The following is a 17,929-nucleotide window of genomic DNA, read 5'->3' on the forward strand; positions in this document are numbered from 1 at the left end:
CATGCAACTGAATTCCACCGAAATCAGCGAACTGATCAAGCAGCGCATTGCTCAGTTCAATGTGGTGAGCGAAGCTCACAACGAAGGTACTATTGTTTCCGTAAGTGACGGTATCATCCGCGTACACGGCCTGGCCGATGTCATGCAGGGTGAGATGATTTCCCTGCCGGGTAACCGTTACGCCATTGCACTGAACCTCGAGCGCGACTCTGTAGGTGCGGTAGTAATGGGTCCGTACGCTGACCTTGCCGAAGGCATGAAAGTTAAGTGTACTGGCCGTATTCTTGAAGTTCCTGTCGGTCGTGGCCTGCTGGGCCGCGTGGTGAACACCCTGGGTGCACCAATCGACGGTAAAGGTCCACTTGAGCATGACGGCTTCTCTGCCGTTGAAGCGATTGCACCGGGCGTAATCGAGCGTCAGTCCGTAGATGAGCCAGTTCAGACCGGCTATAAATCTGTTGATGCCATGATTCCAATCGGCCGTGGTCAGCGTGAGCTGGTCATCGGTGACCGTCAGACCGGTAAAACCGCTCTGGCGATCGATGCCATCATCAACCAGCGTGATTCCGGCATCAAATGTATCTATGTTGCTATCGGCCAGAAAGCGTCAACCATCGCTAACGTGGTTCGTAAACTGGAAGAGCACGGCGCACTGGCTAACACCATCGTGGTTGTGGCTACTGCTTCTGAATCCGCAGCACTGCAATACCTGGCACCATATGCCGGTTGCGCAATGGGCGAATACTTCCGTGACCGCGGTGAAGATGCACTGATCGTATACGATGACCTGTCTAAACAGGCCGTTGCTTACCGCCAGATCTCCCTGCTGCTTCGTCGTCCACCAGGTCGTGAAGCATTCCCAGGCGACGTATTCTACCTCCACTCCCGTCTGCTGGAGCGTGCTGCGCGTGTAAACGCCGAATACGTTGAAGCTTTCACCAAAGGTGAAGTGAAAGGGAAAACCGGTTCTCTGACCGCGCTGCCAATTATCGAAACGCAAGCTGGTGACGTTTCCGCGTTCGTTCCGACCAACGTAATTTCCATTACCGATGGTCAGATCTTCCTGGAATCCAACCTGTTTAACGCCGGTATTCGTCCAGCGGTTAACCCGGGTATCTCCGTATCCCGTGTTGGTGGTGCAGCTCAGACCAAGATCATGAAAAAACTGTCCGGTGGTATTCGTACCGCTCTGGCACAGTATCGTGAACTGGCTGCGTTCTCTCAGTTTGCATCTGACCTTGACGATGCGACCCGTAAGCAGTTGAGCCACGGTCAGAAAGTGACCGAGCTTCTGAAACAGAAACAGTATGCGCCGATGTCCGTTGCGCAGCAGTCTCTGGTTCTGTTCGCTGCTGAACGCGGTTACCTCGAAGATGTGGAACTGGCTAAAATCGGTAGCTTCGAAGCCGCTCTGATGGCTTACGTTGACCGTGACCATGCTCCGCTGATGCAAGAAATCAACCAATCTGGTGGCTATAACGACGAAATCGAAGGCAAGCTGAAAGGCATCCTCGATTCCTTCAAAGCAACTCAGTCCTGGTAAAGTCTGGCGGCTTGTCTTAGGGCAAGCCGCAAGGCATTGAGGAGAAGCTCATGGCCGGCGCAAAAGAGATACGTAGTAAGATCGCAAGCGTCCAGAACACGCAGAAGATCACCAAAGCAATGGAAATGGTCGCCGCGTCCAAAATGCGTAAATCGCAGGAACGCATGGCAGCCAGCCGTCCTTACGCAGACACCATGCGTAAAGTGATTGGTCATCTTGCTCTGGGTAATCTTGAATACAAACACCCATACCTGGATGAACGCGAAGTTAAACGCGTGGGCTACCTGGTGGTGTCCACTGACCGTGGTCTGTGCGGTGGCTTGAACATTAACTTGTTCAAAAAGCTGCTGGCTGACATGAAAGAATGGTCCGATAAAGGCGTTCAGAGCGAAATCGCAATGATCGGCTCTAAGGGCGTCTCTTTCTTCAACTCCGTGGGCGGCAATGTTGTTGCTCAGGTGACTGGTATGGGCGATAACCCTTCCCTGTCCGAGTTGATTGGCCCGGTGAAAGTGATGTTGCAGGCCTATGATGAAGGCCGTCTGGACAAGCTGTATGTTGTCAGCAACAAATTTATAAACACTATGTCTCAGGTTCCGACAATCACCCAACTGCTGCCGTTACCGCCAGCAGAAGACGGTGAGCTGAAAACGAAATCCTGGGATTATCTGTATGAACCTGATCCTAAAGCGCTGCTGGATACCCTTCTGCGTCGTTATGTGGAATCTCAGGTTTATCAGGGCGTCGTAGAAAACCTGGCCAGCGAGCAGGCCGCACGAATGGTGGCGATGAAAGCCGCTACCGACAATGGCGGCAGCCTGATTAAAGAGCTGCAGTTGGTATACAACAAAGCTCGTCAGGCCAGCATTACTCAGGAACTCACCGAAATCGTCGGTGGCGCGTCCGCGGTATAACCAGGTTTACGAATTACGTAGAGGATTCAACAAGATGGCTACTGGAAAGATTATCCAGGTAATCGGCGCCGTGGTGGACGTCGAGTTCCCTCAGGATGCCGTACCAAAAGTGTACGACGCCCTCGAGGTTACAAACGGTAGTGACCGTCTGGTGCTGGAAGTGCAGCAACAGCTCGGTGGTGGCGTGGTGCGTACCATCGCCATGGGTACTTCTGACGGTCTGCGTCGCGGTCTGGTTGTAACCAACCTCGATCACCCAATCGAAGTACCAGTAGGTAAAGCCACTCTGGGCCGTATCATGAACGTATTGGGTGACCCAATCGACATGAAAGGCGACATCGGTGAAGAAGAGCGTTGGGCTATCCACCGCGCGGCACCTAGCTACGAAGAGCTGGCAAGTTCCCAGGATCTGCTGGAAACGGGCATCAAAGTTATCGACCTGATGTGTCCGTTCGCTAAGGGCGGTAAAGTTGGTCTGTTCGGCGGTGCGGGCGTTGGTAAAACCGTAAACATGATGGAGCTGATCCGTAACATCGCGATCGAGCACTCCGGTTACTCAGTGTTTGCAGGTGTTGGTGAACGTACTCGTGAGGGTAACGACTTCTACCACGAAATGACCGACTCCAACGTTCTGGACAAAGTATCCCTTGTGTATGGCCAGATGAACGAGCCACCAGGTAACCGTCTGCGCGTTGCACTGACCGGTCTGACCATGGCGGAAAAATTCCGTGATGAAGGCCGTGACGTTCTGCTGTTCGTCGATAACATCTACCGTTATACCCTGGCCGGTACAGAAGTATCTGCACTGCTGGGTCGTATGCCATCTGCGGTAGGTTATCAGCCAACTCTGGCAGAAGAGATGGGTGTTCTTCAGGAGCGTATCACCTCCACGAAGACCGGCTCTATCACCTCTGTTCAAGCGGTATACGTACCTGCGGATGACTTGACTGACCCATCACCAGCCACCACCTTTGCTCACTTGGATGCAACCGTGGTACTGAGCCGTCAGATCGCTTCTCTGGGTATCTACCCGGCAGTAGACCCGCTGGATTCCACCAGCCGTCAGCTGGATCCACTGGTTGTGGGTCAGGAACACTACGACACCGCGCGTGGCGTGCAGTCTATTCTGCAGCGTTACCAGGAACTGAAAGACATCATCGCCATCCTTGGTATGGACGAACTGTCTGAAGAAGATAAATTGGTTGTAGCACGTGCGCGTAAGATCCAGCGCTTCCTGTCTCAGCCATTCTTCGTAGCAGAAGTCTTTACCGGTTCTCCAGGCAAATATGTGTCGCTGAAAGATACCATCCGTGGCTTTAAAGGCATCATGGACGGCGAATACGACCATCTGCCAGAGCAGGCGTTCTACATGGTTGGCTCTATCGACGAAGCCGTTGAGAAAGCTAAAAAACTTTAACGCCTTAATCGGAGGGTGATATGGCAATGACTTACCACCTGGACGTCGTCAGCGCGGAGCAACAGATGTTCTCCGGTCTGGTCGAGAAGATCCAGGTAACGGGTAGCGAAGGTGAGCTGGGTATTTTCCCAGGCCACGCCCCGCTGCTCACCGCCATTAAGCCTGGTATGATCCGCATCGTTAAACAGCACGGACACGAAGAGTACATCTACCTGTCCGGTGGTGTGTTGGAAGTGCAGCCTGGCACGGTAACCGTGCTGGCTGATACCGCAATTCGCGGCCAGGATCTCGACGAAGCGCGAGCCCTGGAAGCGAAGCGTAAAGCGGAAGAGCACATCCATAGCTCCCACGGTGATGTGGACTACGCTCAGGCTTCTGCTGAGCTGGCTAAAGCGATCGCGAAACTGCGCGTTATCGAGTTGACCAGAAAAGCGATGTAACTACCTGCTTGAAAGATAAATGCCAGCCAGGCCGCCTGACTGGCATTTTTTTCGCCTGTTATTCTTTGCTCAGAAACGAACCCGTATTAAAAGTGCCATCGGCGTTACGTTGCAAAGGCTCCGGCAGCGTCACCGACTGGTAATCTTTCGCGCTCAACGCCTTGCCCTCCCCGTTTTCGGTTTTACCCTCCCGAATGAAGTAGTTGCTGTTATCCACTCGCCCTGCGACCGCATCGTCGTACCTGCCCTCTTTATCGCGCAGCGAGAGGTTATCGGTAAATATTCCCTGCGTTTCAGCGCTGCCGTAAGGGCTTGGTCGGAAAATAAAGTTAAAGCGCTGGTTATCGACGGCTACGTTGTTGGCGACCACCAGCGCGCCCGGATTGAAGTTATCGGTAAAGCCATCAAGATGGTTACCGATAGCGATGCTGCTATGGATTTGATGAGCGACCGGCTGCCCTTCCCCGCCGAGCTTGAACCCGTTGCTGGTATTGTTGCGGGCAATAGAATTCTCGATGGTCACCACCCCGTTCGGGCCATCCTCTATCTTATTGAACAGGTCGAAACCGTCATCGATATTGTCGTGTGAATAACATCCTTCAAGGAGATTGCCTTCGCCCACCCGCATTTTCACGGCAAAGCCATCGGCATTAATCTTGCCGGGATCTTCATTACTGAAGGACTCGGAATTCACCACGCGGTTGAAGCTTGCCCAGAGCGGGCGCGGCACGTCTGCGGGCGACGATATCTGAATGCCCGTGTCGTCGTTTTTATAGGCCGTGACGTTTTCTATCAGATTATGGCTGCCCTGCACGCGCAGGCTTTTGTCCGTGACGTCTATTCCCTTCAGATGCCAGTAGCTGCCGTCCAGCAGCAGGCCGTGAATTACCGCTTTACCTTCGGCTTCCAGCGTTTTCATTTTTCCTTTCAGACCGCTGGCGGTAATTGGGATGGCCGCCTGCGCGTAGTCCCCGCTGGCCAGTATGATTTTCCCACCCGGCGGAACGAGTGAAACAGCGCTTGCCAAATCGAGCGGGGATGCCTGCGTTCCTTCGCGATCGGCTTTGCCGTCTGGCGCGACGTACAGCGTATGGCCTTTTACGTTCTCGATTTGTTCTACCGTAAAGTCATGAACCACCGGAGCGCGGTCTTTTCCCGCGGCAGGCGTGAATGTCACCGTAAAACGGTTTGTCTCTTTTAAGGTTGTAGGCAGGGTGAACGGCTCGCCGGCAGCGGCGGCTTTATCCTGACCGATCACAATTTCATCCTGACGCACGGTGAAGCTGCCGTCGTAGCTCGCTCGCGCCTGGATGACGTATTGGCCGGTGGTGCTTTTTTCCGGCGAGGCGATTTGCATGATGACCGGCCATTCCTTCGCTACAAAAGGCGCTGAGGCAACGATCTGTGCCGCGCTTGTTGCCAGCGAGGCATCGCGCACCGTGATTTTTGCATTACGGGAAGCGAAGAAGCCGACGTAATACCGATCCTTATCCTGCACGGTGACGCTATCGGCGCCCTTCACGGTCTGCGAAACCCACGCCTGTGTACCCTCTGGTGCCCATGAGGTGATAAACCCGTTGTTGGTGCGTTCCAGCTTCATACGGAAGGTCGGCGTTTTGCTCAGGTCTATCTCTTCCTGATAGCTCTTGCGGGAAATAGCCGAGCCCGTATTGCCCCAGGGCTGCGTGATTCCGTCACGGGCAATGGCCTGCATTTTTACACGCCGCGCGTCTTTCTTATCCTGGGTCATAATGACGTTCATCACCATGTTGGACGCTGCGGGGAATTCCTCATAGCCCTCTTTAAGCGGCTCCTGGCGCGGGTTACCGAGCACATCGCGCACCAGCATTCCTGCCCCTTCCTGAGCGGCAGGCTTAGCCCCGTTTTCCGGGCCAAACTGTTCGACGGTTACCGTCGCCTGCAGTACGAAATTCTCATTGCTGGGTATGGCCGTATAGAAGAAGGTCAGTCCGTCATGGGAATTGGCTATTTTGCCGCCCCGGCTTTCAATGGTGACCGGCCGGGAAAGATCGACACCGTCATCATGCTTAAGCGTTTTTCCGTCGATGGTGACGTTATTTACACCCACTTTTTCAGGCAGTACGTTTGATGAAAAGTTAACATCGGTAGATTGCCCAAAGGCGATGGCGTGCCAGACGGGCTGCTGCGCGCCAGCGGACAGGGTAAAAGCCGCGCTGCATAGGGTAAGGGCCAAAGGTAATTTTGACGCCATGTTATTCTCCTTATAAATGGTTGGCGCCATTATGAGTAAAAATGAAACAGTGTTTCTTTTATGTGTGTCACAAACGTTCATTTTTAAAACAAAACCACCATAAACGGTAGGCCGCTTTATTCCAGACTGAAAAGAAGCCGTAATCCAAAGAGATGGGGCAATATCAGTCGATTGGGTGTACTTATTTGCTCTGAATCTGCCTACACTTGGGCACAAAGATAGTTGAAAAGACGGGTCGGCGTGCGAATTTCCGCCAACGTGTTTTTTGATGCAAAATATGTAGAATTTTCAACGTTAAAACGCTTAACTTCTCTCACAAATTATAGTCAGGACGCGTATGTCAAACAGTGCGATGAGCGTGGTTATCCTTGCCGCTGGTAAAGGAACCCGTATGTATTCCGATCTCCCGAAGGTGCTTCATACCCTCGCCGGGAAACCTATGGTGCAACATGTTATTGATGCGGCGAATAATTTAGGCGCGCAGCGTGTGCATCTGGTGTACGGTCACGGCGGCGATCTGCTGAAACAAACGCTGAGCGATGACTCGCTCAACTGGGTCCTGCAGGCGGAACAGTTGGGCACCGGTCATGCGATGCAGCAGGCCGCGCCGTTCTTTGCCGACGACGAAGACATTCTGATGCTCTACGGCGACGTGCCGCTGATTTCCGTGGAAACGTTGCAGCGCCTGCGTGAAGCAAAACCGCAGGGCGGCATCGGCCTGCTGACGGTAAAACTCGACGATCCAACCGGCTATGGCCGTATCGCGCGTGAAAACGGTAACGTAGTTGGCATCGTTGAGCACAAAGACGCCTCGGACGAGCAGCGCAAAATCAACGAAATCAACACCGGCATTTTGATCGCCAACGGCGCGGATCTCAAACGCTGGCTGGGCAAGCTCGACAACAACAACGCTCAGGGCGAGTTCTACATCACCGATATCATCGCGCTGGCGCATCAGGAAGGACATTCCATCACTGCGGTTCACCCGGACAGGCTCAGCGAAGTGGAAGGCGTGAACAACCGCCTTCAGCTTTCCCGCCTGGAACGCGTATATCAGACCGAACAGGCAGACAAACTGCTGCTGGCGGGCGTGATGCTGCGCGATCCGCAGCGTTTCGATCTGCGCGGCGAGCTGAGCCACGGGCGTGATGTGGAAATCGATACTAATGTGATTATTGAAGGCAAGGTCACTTTAGGCCATCGCGTGAAGATCGGCAGCGGCTGCGTGCTTAAAGACTGCTCGATTGGCGATGACTGCGAAATCAGCCCTTACTCCGTCGTGGAAGACGCCACGCTTGCGGCTGCCTGCACCATCGGTCCGTTTGCCCGTCTGCGCCCTGGCGCTGAGCTGGCAGAGGGCGCGCACGTTGGCAACTTCGTGGAAATGAAAAAAGCGCGCCTCGGTAAAGGCTCAAAGGCGGGGCACCTGAGCTACCTCGGCGATGCTGAAATCGGCGACAACGTTAACATCGGCGCGGGCACCATCACCTGCAACTACGATGGCGCGAACAAGCACAAAACTATCATCGGTAACGATGTGTTTGTCGGTTCCGACACCCAGCTGGTGGCCCCGGTTACCGTCGCGAATGGCGTAACCATTGGCGCAGGTACCACGGTGACGCGCAACGTCGCAGAAAACGAATTAGTCATTAGCCGCGTTAAGCAAACCCATATTGCGGGCTGGCAGCGACCGGTGAAGAAGTAATGCCAAAGCGGTGGGTGGCACCTTGCTTACCCACCCTACGAATCCAGCGTAGGTCGGGTAAGCGCAGCGCCACCCGACAAATCAGCCCATAAAATTTTGGCGAGGGGAAACCATAATTCCTCCGCCCATTAGCAGTACCAAAACTATAACCCCACTCTCTACAAGGCTCGGGGCTCCGGAAAAACCGGAAAATACAGGTCAGCGACAACACATGGCGGAATCGCCATTATCAGGAATTAACTACTATGTGTGGAATTGTTGGCGCGGTCGCGCAACGTGATATCGCTGAGATCCTTCTCGAAGGATTACGTCGTCTGGAATACCGCGGCTATGACTCCGCGGGGCTGGCCGTCGTAGACGAACAGGGTCACATGACCCGCCTGCGTCGTCTGGGTAAAGTACAAAAACTGGCGGAAGCTGCCGAAGAAACCGCGCTGCACGGCGGCACAGGTATTGCCCACACCCGTTGGGCAACCCATGGCGAACCTTCTGAAGTGAACGCTCACCCGCATGTGTCCGACCATATCGTGGTTGTCCACAACGGCATTATTGAAAACCACGAACCGCTGCGTGAAGCATTGCAGGCGCGCGGCTACACGTTTGTTTCTCAGACCGATACCGAAGTAATCGCTCACTTAGTGCACTGGGAGCTGGAACAGGGCGGCTCGCTGCGCGAAGCCGTGCTGCGCACCATTCCTCAGCTGCGCGGTGCCTACGGTACGGTGATCATGGATACCCGTAATCCGGGCGTTCTGCTGGCCGCGCGCTCCGGTAGCCCGATGGTTATCGGTCTCGGCATGGGCGAAAACTTTATCGCGTCCGACCAGCTGGCGCTGCTGCCGGTGACACGTCGCTTTATCTTCCTGGAAGAAGGCGATATCGCCGAAGTGACCCGCCGTGCCGTTACCGTGTTCGACACCAAAGGCGAACAGGTGGAGCGTCCGGACATCGAATCTAATCTGCAGTACGACGCGGGCGACAAAGGCATTTATCGCCACTACATGCAGAAAGAGATCTACGAACAGCCTAACGCCATCAAAAACACCCTGGCCGGGCGCATCAGCCACGGCGAAGTCGATTTGACCGAGCTTGGCCCGCAGGCCAACGAAATGCTCTCTCAGGTTGAGCACATTCAGATTGTCGCCTGCGGCACCTCCTATAACTCAGGGATGGTTTCTCGCTACTGGTTTGAAGCTTTAGCGGGCGTGCCTTGCGACGTGGAAATCGCCTCTGAATTCCGCTACCGCAAATCCGCGGTGCGCCGTAACAGCCTGATGATCACCCTTTCCCAGTCCGGGGAAACGGCGGATACCCTGGCAGCGCTGCGCCTGTCTAAAGAGCTGGGCTACCTGGGGTCGCTGGCGATTTGTAACGTGCCGGGCTCATCCCTCGTGCGCGAATCCGATCTGGCGCTGATGACCAACGCGGGCACCGAAATCGGCGTAGCGTCCACCAAGGCGTTCACCACCCAGCTGACCGTTCTACTGATGCTGGTGGCGAAACTTAGCCGCCTGAAAGGTGCCGATGCGCAGATTGAGCACGACATCGTGCACGGCCTGCAGGCCCTGCCGAGCCGCATCGAGCAGATGCTGTCGCAGGACAAACGCATCGAAGCGCTGGCGGAAGATTTCTCCGACAAGCATCACGCGCTGTTCTTAGGCCGTGGCGATCAGTATCCGATCGCGATGGAAGGCGCGCTGAAGCTCAAAGAGATCTCCTACATTCATGCGGAAGCCTACGCGGCGGGCGAGCTGAAACACGGCCCGCTGGCGCTGATTGACGCGGATATGCCGGTAATCGTGGTGGCTCCAAACAATGAGCTGCTGGAAAAACTGAAGTCCAACATCGAAGAAGTGCGCGCGCGCGGCGGCCAGCTGTACGTATTTGCCGACCGCGATGCAGGCTTTGCCAGCAGCGATAATATGCACATTATCGAGATGCCACATGTAGAAGAGGTCATTGCGCCAATCTTCTACACCGTGCCGTTGCAGCTGCTGTCTTACCACGTTGCGCTGATCAAAGGCACCGATGTGGACCAGCCGCGCAACCTCGCAAAATCGGTTACCGTGGAATAATTTCTGGACCCGATTTGTTTCTAAAAGCTGCCTTTTGGCAGCTTTTTTATTATCGGGATAATATTTGTAAGTGGTTGTTTAATATTGGATAAATTTAATTATTTCGCTTAAGTGACACCGTCTAAGAGGGTTGTCATAAAACTGTCATAATTCGTACATTTAACTGTCACCAAACTGTCCTATTTTCTATCCTGCAACGACTTAACAACGAATTACGTTTATCACCTCTGCAGGAGACATTATGAAAGTTATGCGTACCACTGTCGCAACTGTTGTCGCCGCGACCTTATCCCTGACTGCTTTTGGCGCATCTGCCGCTGCAAGCCTGACTGGTGCCGGTGCAACATTCCCTGCGCCGGTGTATGCCAAATGGGCAGATACCTACCAAAAATCAACTGGTAACAAAGTAAACTACCAGGGTATCGGCTCCTCAGGTGGCGTTAAACAAATTATTGCTAATACCGTGGATTTCGGTGCGTCTGATGCCCCACTGGCTGACGACAAGCTGCAGCAGGAAGGCCTGTTCCAGTTCCCGACCGTCATCGGCGGCGTGGTGCTGGCGGTTAACCTGCCGGGCGTGAAGTCCGGTGAGCTGGTGCTCGACGGCAAAACCCTGGGCGATATCTACCTCGGCAAAATCAAAAAATGGGATGACGAAGCTATCGCTAAACTCAACCCAGGCATGAAGCTTCCACAGCAGAACATCGCGGTTGTGCGTCGTGCTGACGGCTCCGGTACTTCCTTCGTCTTCACCAGCTACCTGGCGAAAGTGAACGAAGAGTGGAAATCCAAAATCGGCGCGGGCTCTACCGTTAACTGGCCAACCGGCTTGGGCGGCAAGGGTAACGACGGTATCGCCGCCTTCGTTCAACGTCTGCCGGGTTCCATTGGTTACGTTGAATATGCTTACGCTAAGCAGAACAACCTCGCTTACACCAAGCTGATTTCAGCCGACGGCAAGCCGGTCGCCCCTTCTGAAGAAAACTTTGCTAACGCCGCCAAAGGCGCTGACTGGAGCAAATCTTTCGCTCAGGATCTAACTAACCAGAAAGGTGCGGAAGCGTGGCCTATCACCTCCACCACCTTCATCCTGGTTCACAAAGAGCAGAAGAATCCGCAGCAGGGCGCTGAAGTGCTGAAGTTCTTCGACTGGGCATATAAAGAGGGTGCAAAACAGGCTAACGACCTGGATTACGCTTCCCTGCCAGATGCCGTGGTTGAGCAGGTTCGCGCTGCATGGAAAACCAACGTCAAAGACAGCTCCGGTAAGGCGTTGTATTAATTTAGCATTATGACGAAAATGTCGGGTAAGCGTAGCGACACCCGACATTTCGTAAGAAACGTATTCAAACTAAAAGAGTAATTTATGGCGGTAAGTAAGCCGACGTTCAAAGCCCCTGGTAAACAAGGCGATGTCATCTTCAGTGCGCTGGTAAAACTGGCTGCGCTGATTGTGCTATTTCTGCTGGGCGGCATTATCATCTCGCTCATCATCTCCTCCTGGCCAAGCATTCAGAAGTTTGGCTTCGCGTTCCTGTGGACCAAAGAGTGGGATGCCCCTAACGATATCTATGGTGCGCTGGTGCCGATTTACGGCACGCTGGTCACCTCGTTTATCGCACTGCTGATTGCCGTGCCGGTGAGCTTTGGTATCGCCCTGTTCCTGACCGAACTGGCGCCCGGCTGGCTGCGTCGCCCGTTAGGCATCGCCATTGAGCTGCTGGCCGCCATTCCCAGTATCGTTTACGGCATGTGGGGCCTGTTTATCTTTGCACCGCTGTTTGCGAAGTACTTCCAGGAGCCGGTTGGCAACGTGCTTTCCTCCGTGCCGATTGTCGGCGCGCTGTTCTCCGGCCCGGCGTTTGGTATCGGTATTCTCGCCGCAGGCGTAATTCTGGCCATCATGATCATTCCCTACATCGCCTCGGTTATGCGCGATGTGTTTGAACAAACGCCGGTGATGATGAAAGAGTCGGCCTACGGCATCGGCTGCACCACCTGGGAAGTTATCTGGCGCATCGTCCTGCCGTTCACCAAAAACGGCGTGATCGGCGGCGTAATGCTGGGCCTTGGCCGCGCGCTGGGCGAAACCATGGCGGTGACCTTTATCATCGGCAACACCTACCAGCTCGACAGCGCCTCGCTGTACATGCCGGGCAACAGCATTACCTCTGCGCTAGCGAACGAATTTGCCGAAGCGGAATCTGGCCTGCATACCGCAGCGCTGATGGAGCTTGGCCTGATCCTGTTTGTTATCACCTTTATCGTGCTGGCGATCTCTAAGTTCATGATCATGCGCCTGGCGAAGAACGAGGGGACGCGCTCGTGACCACAATGGAAATGCAACCTAAAGCACAGCTGGCGGAATCGCGCCGCAAGATGCAGGCGCGTCGCCGCATGAAAAACCGTATCGCCCTGACGCTCTCCATGGGCACCATGGCGTTCGGCCTGTTCTGGCTGGTGTGGATTCTTTTCTCGACAATTACGCGCGGTATCGACGGCATGTCGCTTGCGCTGTTCACCGAAATGACGCCGCCGCCGAACACCGCAGGCGGTGGCCTTGCTAACGCCCTGGCGGGCAGCGGCCTGTTGATTCTCTGGGCGACCGTGTTTGGTACGCCGCTTGGCATCATGGCCGGGATTTATCTTGCCGAATACGGCCGCAAATCCTGGCTGGCGGAGGTGATTCGTTTTATTAACGACATCCTACTTTCCGCGCCGTCGATTGTTGTGGGCCTGTTCGTCTACACCGTGGTGGTGGCGAAGATGCAGCACTTCTCCGGCTGGGCCGGGGTGATCGCCCTGGCGCTGCTGCAAATCCCGATTGTCATTCGTACCACCGAAAATATGATGAAACTGGTGCCGGACAGCCTGCGTGAAGCGGCCTACGCGCTGGGAACGCCAAAATGGAAAATGATTTCCGCCATTACGCTTAAAGCCTCTGTTTCCGGGATTATCACCGGGGTGCTGTTGGCGATTGCGCGTATCGCGGGTGAAACCGCCCCGCTGCTGTTCACCTCCCTCTCCAACCAGTTCTGGAGCACGGATATGATGCAGCCGCTGGCTAACCTGCCGGTGACGATTTTCAAATTCGCCATGAGCCCGTTTGCCGAATGGCAGCAGCTGGCGTGGGCTGGGGTACTGATTATTACCCTGTGCGTTCTGCTGTTGAACATTCTGGCGCGTGTGATTTTCTCAAAGAGTAAACACGGTTAAATTTTGCGGCGCGGCACAGGCGGCGTCGGACGGAGATTAAGAAACAGATGAGTATGGTTGATACTGCCCCGGGCAAAATTCAGGTTCGCGATTTGAACTTCTTCTACGGGAAGTTCCATGCCCTGAAAAACATCAATCTGGATATCGCGAAGAACCAGGTTACCGCTTTCATTGGTCCATCAGGCTGTGGCAAATCCACCCTGCTGCGTACTTTTAACAAAATGTACTCGCTCTACCCGGAGCAGCGCGCCGAAGGCGTAATCCTGCTGGATGGGGAAAATATTCTCACCCAGAGCCAGGATATCGCCCTGCTGCGCGCCAAAGTCGGCATGGTTTTCCAGAAGCCGACGCCGTTCCCGATGTCGATATATGACAACATCGCCTTCGGCGTGCGCCTGTTTGAGAAGCTCTCGCGCAGCGATATGGACGAGCGCGTGCAGTGGGCTTTGACCAAAGCCGCATTATGGAATGAAACCAAAGATAAATTGCACCAGAGCGGATACAGTCTCTCCGGCGGTCAGCAGCAGCGCCTGTGCATCGCGCGCGGCATCGCTATTCGCCCGGACGTGCTGCTGCTTGATGAGCCGTGTTCGGCCCTCGACCCGATCTCAACCGGGCGCATCGAGGAGCTTATCACCGAGCTGAAACAGGATTACACCGTGGTGATTGTGACCCACAACATGCAGCAGGCGGCGCGCTGTTCCGACCATACGGCGTTTATGTATCTGGGCGAGCTTATCGAATTTAGCGAAACCGACACGCTGTTTACCACCCCTGCTAAGAAACAGACCGAAGACTACATTACTGGCCGCTACGGTTGATTTGGAGAACACGATGGACAGCCTCAATCTCAACAAACACATTTCCGGTCAGTTTAACGCTGAGCTGGAATACATCCGCACTCAGGTGATGACCATGGGCGGGCTGGTGGAACAACAGCTCTCCGACGCCATCACGGCGATGCATAATCAGGACAGCGAGCTGGCAAAGCGCGTCATCGAAGGCGACCAGAAGGTCAACATGATGGAGGTGGCGATCGACGAAGCCTGCGTGCGCATCATCGCCAAACGCCAGCCGACCGCCAGCGACCTGCGACTGGTGATGGCCATTATCAAGACGATTTCCGAGCTGGAACGCATCGGCGACGTGGCGGACAAAATCTGCCGCACGGCGCTTGAGAAGTTTTCCCAGCAGCACCAGCCGCTGCTGGTGAGCCTGGAATCTCTGGGCCGCCACACGGTGCAGATGCTGCACGACGTGCTGGACGCCTTTGCGCGCATGGATCTGGACGAAGCGGTGCGCATCTACCGCGAAGATAAGAAAGTTGACCAGGAATATGAAGGCATCGTGCGCCAGCTGATGACCTACATGATGGAAGACTCGCGCACCATTCCAAGCGTGCTGACAGCGCTGTTTTGCGCCCGCTCCATCGAGCGTATCGGCGATCGCTGCCAGAATATCTGCGAATTTATTTTCTACTTTGTGAAGGGCCAGGATTTCCGTCACGTGGGCGGCGACGAGCTGGATAAGCTGCTGGCGGGAAAAGATCCGAAAGAGTGATTCCCCTCACCCCGGCCCTCTCCCCCCAAGAGAGGGAGAAAAGAAAGTCCCCTCTCCTGGGGGAGAGGGTTAGGGTGAGGGCGTTATGCTTAACCCGTAATATCCCAGCCGCGAGCACGCCATAATTCCGGCAATTGCGATAAATCCGTGAACGTGGTGACTTTTGGATGGTCGATCGGCCTGTTGTGCTTCACTTTGAATACACCGGAAACGCCATCCGTGGTGATCCGGTGGGGCAGGTATCGGATGTTATGGTAAATCCGCAATCCTGTAATTATCCTTACGGGATATAATCCGTTACTTGCTCAGGTAAAAGATCAGGCATCGCAGTAGTTCGCCCTTCATCATCAACAAATTCAACCATGTAAGCCAGATATGGTTTTTCATGTATGAATACTATGGTACCCACCATGCCTTTAGTTAACCCCTCATTCGGCAAATCTTCCGCTAACACAACCACTTCAAACTCTTCTCTTCTCATGGCCTGTATCTCACTTAACAAAAATCGTCGTCATGCGTGGAACGACGGCATCAGGTTCATATATCCAACCAGTGCGTACTATCACAGTCTCACCGTTAGCGCCTAATATCGGCATGTCTACGGCCATTCGCTGCCCGTGTAGGTTTGCGTCCAAAACCTTAGCCGGGGCGGTTAATATGCCCTCCTGGACTCTACTCGCTAACACATCAGAATTTGTCGGGTTATAACCCAGCGCTGACTGGAATACTCTAGCCTTATGCCCCCCTTTCGGGTGGGTAACATCTAAGGAGTAAGTGGATAGTTTTCTGTAATCTACAACGGCGTGTTCGGCATTTAGTAATGTGCCTGAATTTGAGGTAAACCCCTTTAAAGCGGGAGATTCAAATGTTGGAATTTTGCTGTAATTAGATATTTCACTAATCTCATTTGCACCTCCCAAGCGACCAAGGCCAAGACCCGCCGCAACAGAGGCTCCCGCAATAATCAGTCCCTTGTTATCCATGACCTGATCGTAACCTGCTGGCGCATCGCCGCCTAGCTGTTTGGCTGTCTGATGAAACCCTTCAATATTACCATTATAGATACCGCCAGCCGCCAGAAGTCGTCCCGCAGCCTTGCTGTTGATGGTTTTCGCTGCCTGTGCGTGTTGCACTGGTGCATCGCCGTAATTCGCCTGCTTTACAGTCGGTGCGGGTTTACGTCCGTTGTGGTTGTTGAGACACTTTTCATAAGCCTTTCTCACTTCGCTTTCGAACCACTCGTGATAGTGATCCATAAAACAGTCATAGACTAAATTGCTGTCTTCATCGAAAGAGAACGGATTGCGGCGATTGTCCCACTGGGCGTGAGTGTCGATGCCGATGATCCAGCCCTCGTCGATATTTCGCTGCGTATCGTAGTAAATGTTATCGGCATAACCCCTCTGACGGCGCTTATCAGGCGCGGAAAACAGGCTCAGATTTCCGCTTTTGCGTCGGGGGACGTCATGGCAGGAAATGTTATCGGGGTAATGATAATGATCGCTACTGATTTCGTAGAATATTCGCGCTTGGCTGAAAGCATCCCGCGGAGACAAAATGTACTGAAAATCAGCCGGAGAAAGCTCTCTTTCTGCATCCCATGCTCTTAGTAACCTGAACATCCATGCTCCCTGTTCCCATTTTTAAATTAAGGTTATTAAACTTTCAAATAAAGCACCAGGCAAGACATGTCTTATGTTCGTGGTAAAAACACTAAAAGATGGTGTGCCTAAAAGAGTTTGAAGCCCAATCGTACGAGATCGTACGCCAAGTACATCTTTTGGGTATGCTGGGCGAGTAAATAAAACGAGGGTTTTTAAACCCCGCCAGAGAGTGTTTCTGTCTTAGTCCATTCAAAGTACCTGGTATTTCTGACTGGAGTCGTGAGAAATCAATCATTCATGCACGGAAAGAGCTAATAGAGGCTAATTCTCTAGTTAGGGTAAAATGTGGGAGGATTGCCGTGCCAGCGCGGTAGTTGTAGGGCGGATAAGCTTGTGTCATCCGCCATCTTTGTTAACCCGTAATATCCCAGCCGCGAGCACGCCATAATTCAGGCAATTGCGCTAAATCAGTAAACGTGGTGACTTTTGGATGGTCGATCGGCCTGTTGTGCGGATCGGCGCAGAAATAGAACACTTCCATGCCTGCCGCTACGCCCGACTGCGCGCCCGCCATCGAATCGTCCACCAGCACGCAGTTTTGTACCTCAACGCCCATCGCTTTGGCCGCGTGGAACATGAGCGCCGGGTCCGGCTTCCAGCACTGGATATCGTAGCCGCTAAACAGTTTGTCCGGGAAATGGTGGAGCATGCCGGTTTTGCCCAGCGAATGCTGCATTTTGCTCACCGGGCCGTTGGAGACGATGCACATCGGCACTTTCACCTGGTCAATCAGCGTCGCGGCACCGGGGATTTCCTGAAGTTCGCTGTCGAAGAGCCTTGCGACCTCCGCGCGGTAAATCGCTTCCAGCTCCGGTTTTGCCAGGGTGACGTCATACCGCTCGCTTATGGTGTCGATGATCTCGTAGAGCTTCACGCCCTTAAAGGTCTTGAATACCTCTTCAAGCGCAAGTTCGATGCCGTATTGCGCAAACATGTGTACGTAGGCTTTGGAGCAAATTACTTCACTGTCGACCAGCGTGCCATCGCAGTCGAAGAACACCGCATCTATCCGGGACATGCCGCTTCCTTTTCTAAAAGTGAATGACCATCTTACCCAATTTGCGCAATTTTTGTGGTACGCAATCGTTGCCGTATAAGCAAATTCAATGAAAAAAAGTCGATATCGACCATCAACATTGTGGGTTTTTGGTATAGGATAACG

At 53.8% G+C, this 17,929-nt stretch carries 15 protein-coding genes and 1 pseudogene; 11 read left to right on the forward strand and 5 right to left on the reverse strand.

The window, feature by feature from the left end; genetic code table 11:
- Position 1: 1 nt before the first annotated feature.
- From atpA to ACSPHG_RS23595, 4 genes are read left to right on the forward strand one after another with little or no spacing between them, the layout of a single operon-like run.
- A complete protein-coding gene (gene atpA, locus ACSPHG_RS23580) occupies positions 2-1,543 on the forward strand; it encodes a F0F1 ATP synthase subunit alpha (protein ID WP_435955887.1) in 1,542 nt (513 codons plus the stop codon).
- A gap of 50 nt (positions 1,544-1,593) precedes the next feature.
- Complete coding sequence (atpG, locus tag ACSPHG_RS23585) at positions 1,594-2,457, forward strand: F0F1 ATP synthase subunit gamma (RefSeq protein ID WP_435955888.1); 864 nt, start codon at positions 1,594-1,596, stop codon at positions 2,455-2,457.
- A 34-nt stretch (positions 2,458-2,491) separates the two neighbouring features.
- Entirely contained in the window at positions 2,492-3,874 is a 1,383-nt protein-coding gene (atpD, locus tag ACSPHG_RS23590) for a F0F1 ATP synthase subunit beta (RefSeq protein ID WP_435955889.1), read from the forward strand.
- Positions 3,875-3,894: 20 nt separating this feature from the next.
- Positions 3,895-4,314: a F0F1 ATP synthase subunit epsilon gene (locus ACSPHG_RS23595; protein ID WP_435955890.1), complete on the forward strand. Its 420-nt coding sequence runs from the start codon at positions 3,895-3,897 to the stop codon at positions 4,312-4,314.
- 58 nt (positions 4,315-4,372) lie between these two features.
- Here the strand turns inward: ACSPHG_RS23595 and ACSPHG_RS23600 are convergent, their stop codons facing one another.
- Entirely contained in the window at positions 4,373-6,547 is a 2,175-nt protein-coding gene (locus ACSPHG_RS23600) for a right-handed parallel beta-helix repeat-containing protein (protein WP_435955891.1), read from the reverse strand.
- A gap of 337 nt (positions 6,548-6,884) precedes the next feature.
- Between ACSPHG_RS23600 and glmU the strand changes: the two genes are divergently transcribed.
- The 7 genes from glmU to phoU all read left to right on the forward strand — a co-directional run bounded on the left by glmU (position 6,885) and on the right by phoU (position 15,103).
- Positions 6,885-8,252: a bifunctional UDP-N-acetylglucosamine diphosphorylase/glucosamine-1-phosphate N-acetyltransferase GlmU gene (gene glmU, locus ACSPHG_RS23605; protein WP_435955892.1), complete on the forward strand. Its 1,368-nt coding sequence runs from the start codon at positions 6,885-6,887 to the stop codon at positions 8,250-8,252.
- A 245-nt stretch (positions 8,253-8,497) separates the two neighbouring features.
- Entirely contained in the window at positions 8,498-10,327 is a 1,830-nt protein-coding gene (gene glmS / locus ACSPHG_RS23610) for a glutamine--fructose-6-phosphate transaminase (isomerizing) (protein ID WP_435955893.1), read from the forward strand.
- A 241-nt stretch (positions 10,328-10,568) separates the two neighbouring features.
- Positions 10,569-11,609, forward strand: a complete 1,041-nt coding sequence (pstS, locus tag ACSPHG_RS23615; RefSeq protein WP_435955894.1) for a phosphate ABC transporter substrate-binding protein PstS — start codon at positions 10,569-10,571, stop codon at positions 11,607-11,609.
- 84 nt (positions 11,610-11,693) lie between these two features.
- Positions 11,694-12,656, forward strand: coding sequence for a phosphate ABC transporter permease PstC (gene pstC / locus ACSPHG_RS23620; RefSeq protein WP_435955895.1), 963 nt, complete (start codon positions 11,694-11,696; stop codon positions 12,654-12,656).
- Positions 12,653-13,543, forward strand: a complete 891-nt coding sequence (gene pstA, locus ACSPHG_RS23625) for a phosphate ABC transporter permease PstA (RefSeq protein WP_435955896.1) — start codon at positions 12,653-12,655, stop codon at positions 13,541-13,543. Before pstC ends, pstA begins: the two co-directional genes overlap by 4 nt.
- Before the next feature lie 47 nt (positions 13,544-13,590).
- Positions 13,591-14,364: a phosphate ABC transporter ATP-binding protein PstB gene (gene pstB / locus ACSPHG_RS23630; protein WP_435955897.1), complete on the forward strand. Its 774-nt coding sequence runs from the start codon at positions 13,591-13,593 to the stop codon at positions 14,362-14,364.
- A gap of 13 nt (positions 14,365-14,377) precedes the next feature.
- The gene (gene phoU, locus ACSPHG_RS23635) at positions 14,378-15,103 is read left to right on the forward strand and encodes a phosphate signaling complex protein PhoU (protein WP_271121494.1); all 726 of its coding nucleotides are present in this window, start codon (positions 14,378-14,380) and stop codon (positions 15,101-15,103) included.
- An 89-nt stretch (positions 15,104-15,192) separates the two neighbouring features.
- Here the strand turns inward: phoU and ACSPHG_RS23640 are convergent.
- The 4 genes and pseudogenes from ACSPHG_RS23640 to yieH all read right to left on the reverse strand — a co-directional run.
- A pseudogene (locus ACSPHG_RS23640) lies at positions 15,193-15,291 on the reverse strand (6-phosphogluconate phosphatase); the annotation flags it as partial.
- A 92-nt stretch (positions 15,292-15,383) separates the two neighbouring features.
- On the reverse strand, positions 15,384-15,584 hold the full coding sequence (locus ACSPHG_RS23645) for a DUF4926 domain-containing protein (RefSeq protein WP_435955898.1): 201 nt from the start codon (positions 15,582-15,584) through the stop codon (positions 15,384-15,386).
- Positions 15,585-15,594: 10 nt separating this feature from the next.
- Entirely contained in the window at positions 15,595-16,725 is a 1,131-nt protein-coding gene (locus ACSPHG_RS23650) for a DUF6883 domain-containing protein (protein WP_435955899.1), read from the reverse strand.
- Positions 16,726-17,119: 394 nt separating this feature from the next.
- Positions 17,120-17,785 carry a 6-phosphogluconate phosphatase gene (gene yieH, locus ACSPHG_RS23655; RefSeq protein WP_435955900.1) on the reverse strand — a complete coding sequence of 222 codons (666 nt, stop codon included), beginning with the start codon at positions 17,783-17,785 and terminating at the stop codon, positions 17,120-17,122.
- Positions 17,786-17,929: the final 144 nt, after the last annotated feature.

Source organism: Dryocola baronae (genome assembly GCF_051297175.1).
Taxonomy (GTDB): Bacteria; Pseudomonadota; Gammaproteobacteria; order Enterobacterales; family Enterobacteriaceae; genus Dryocola.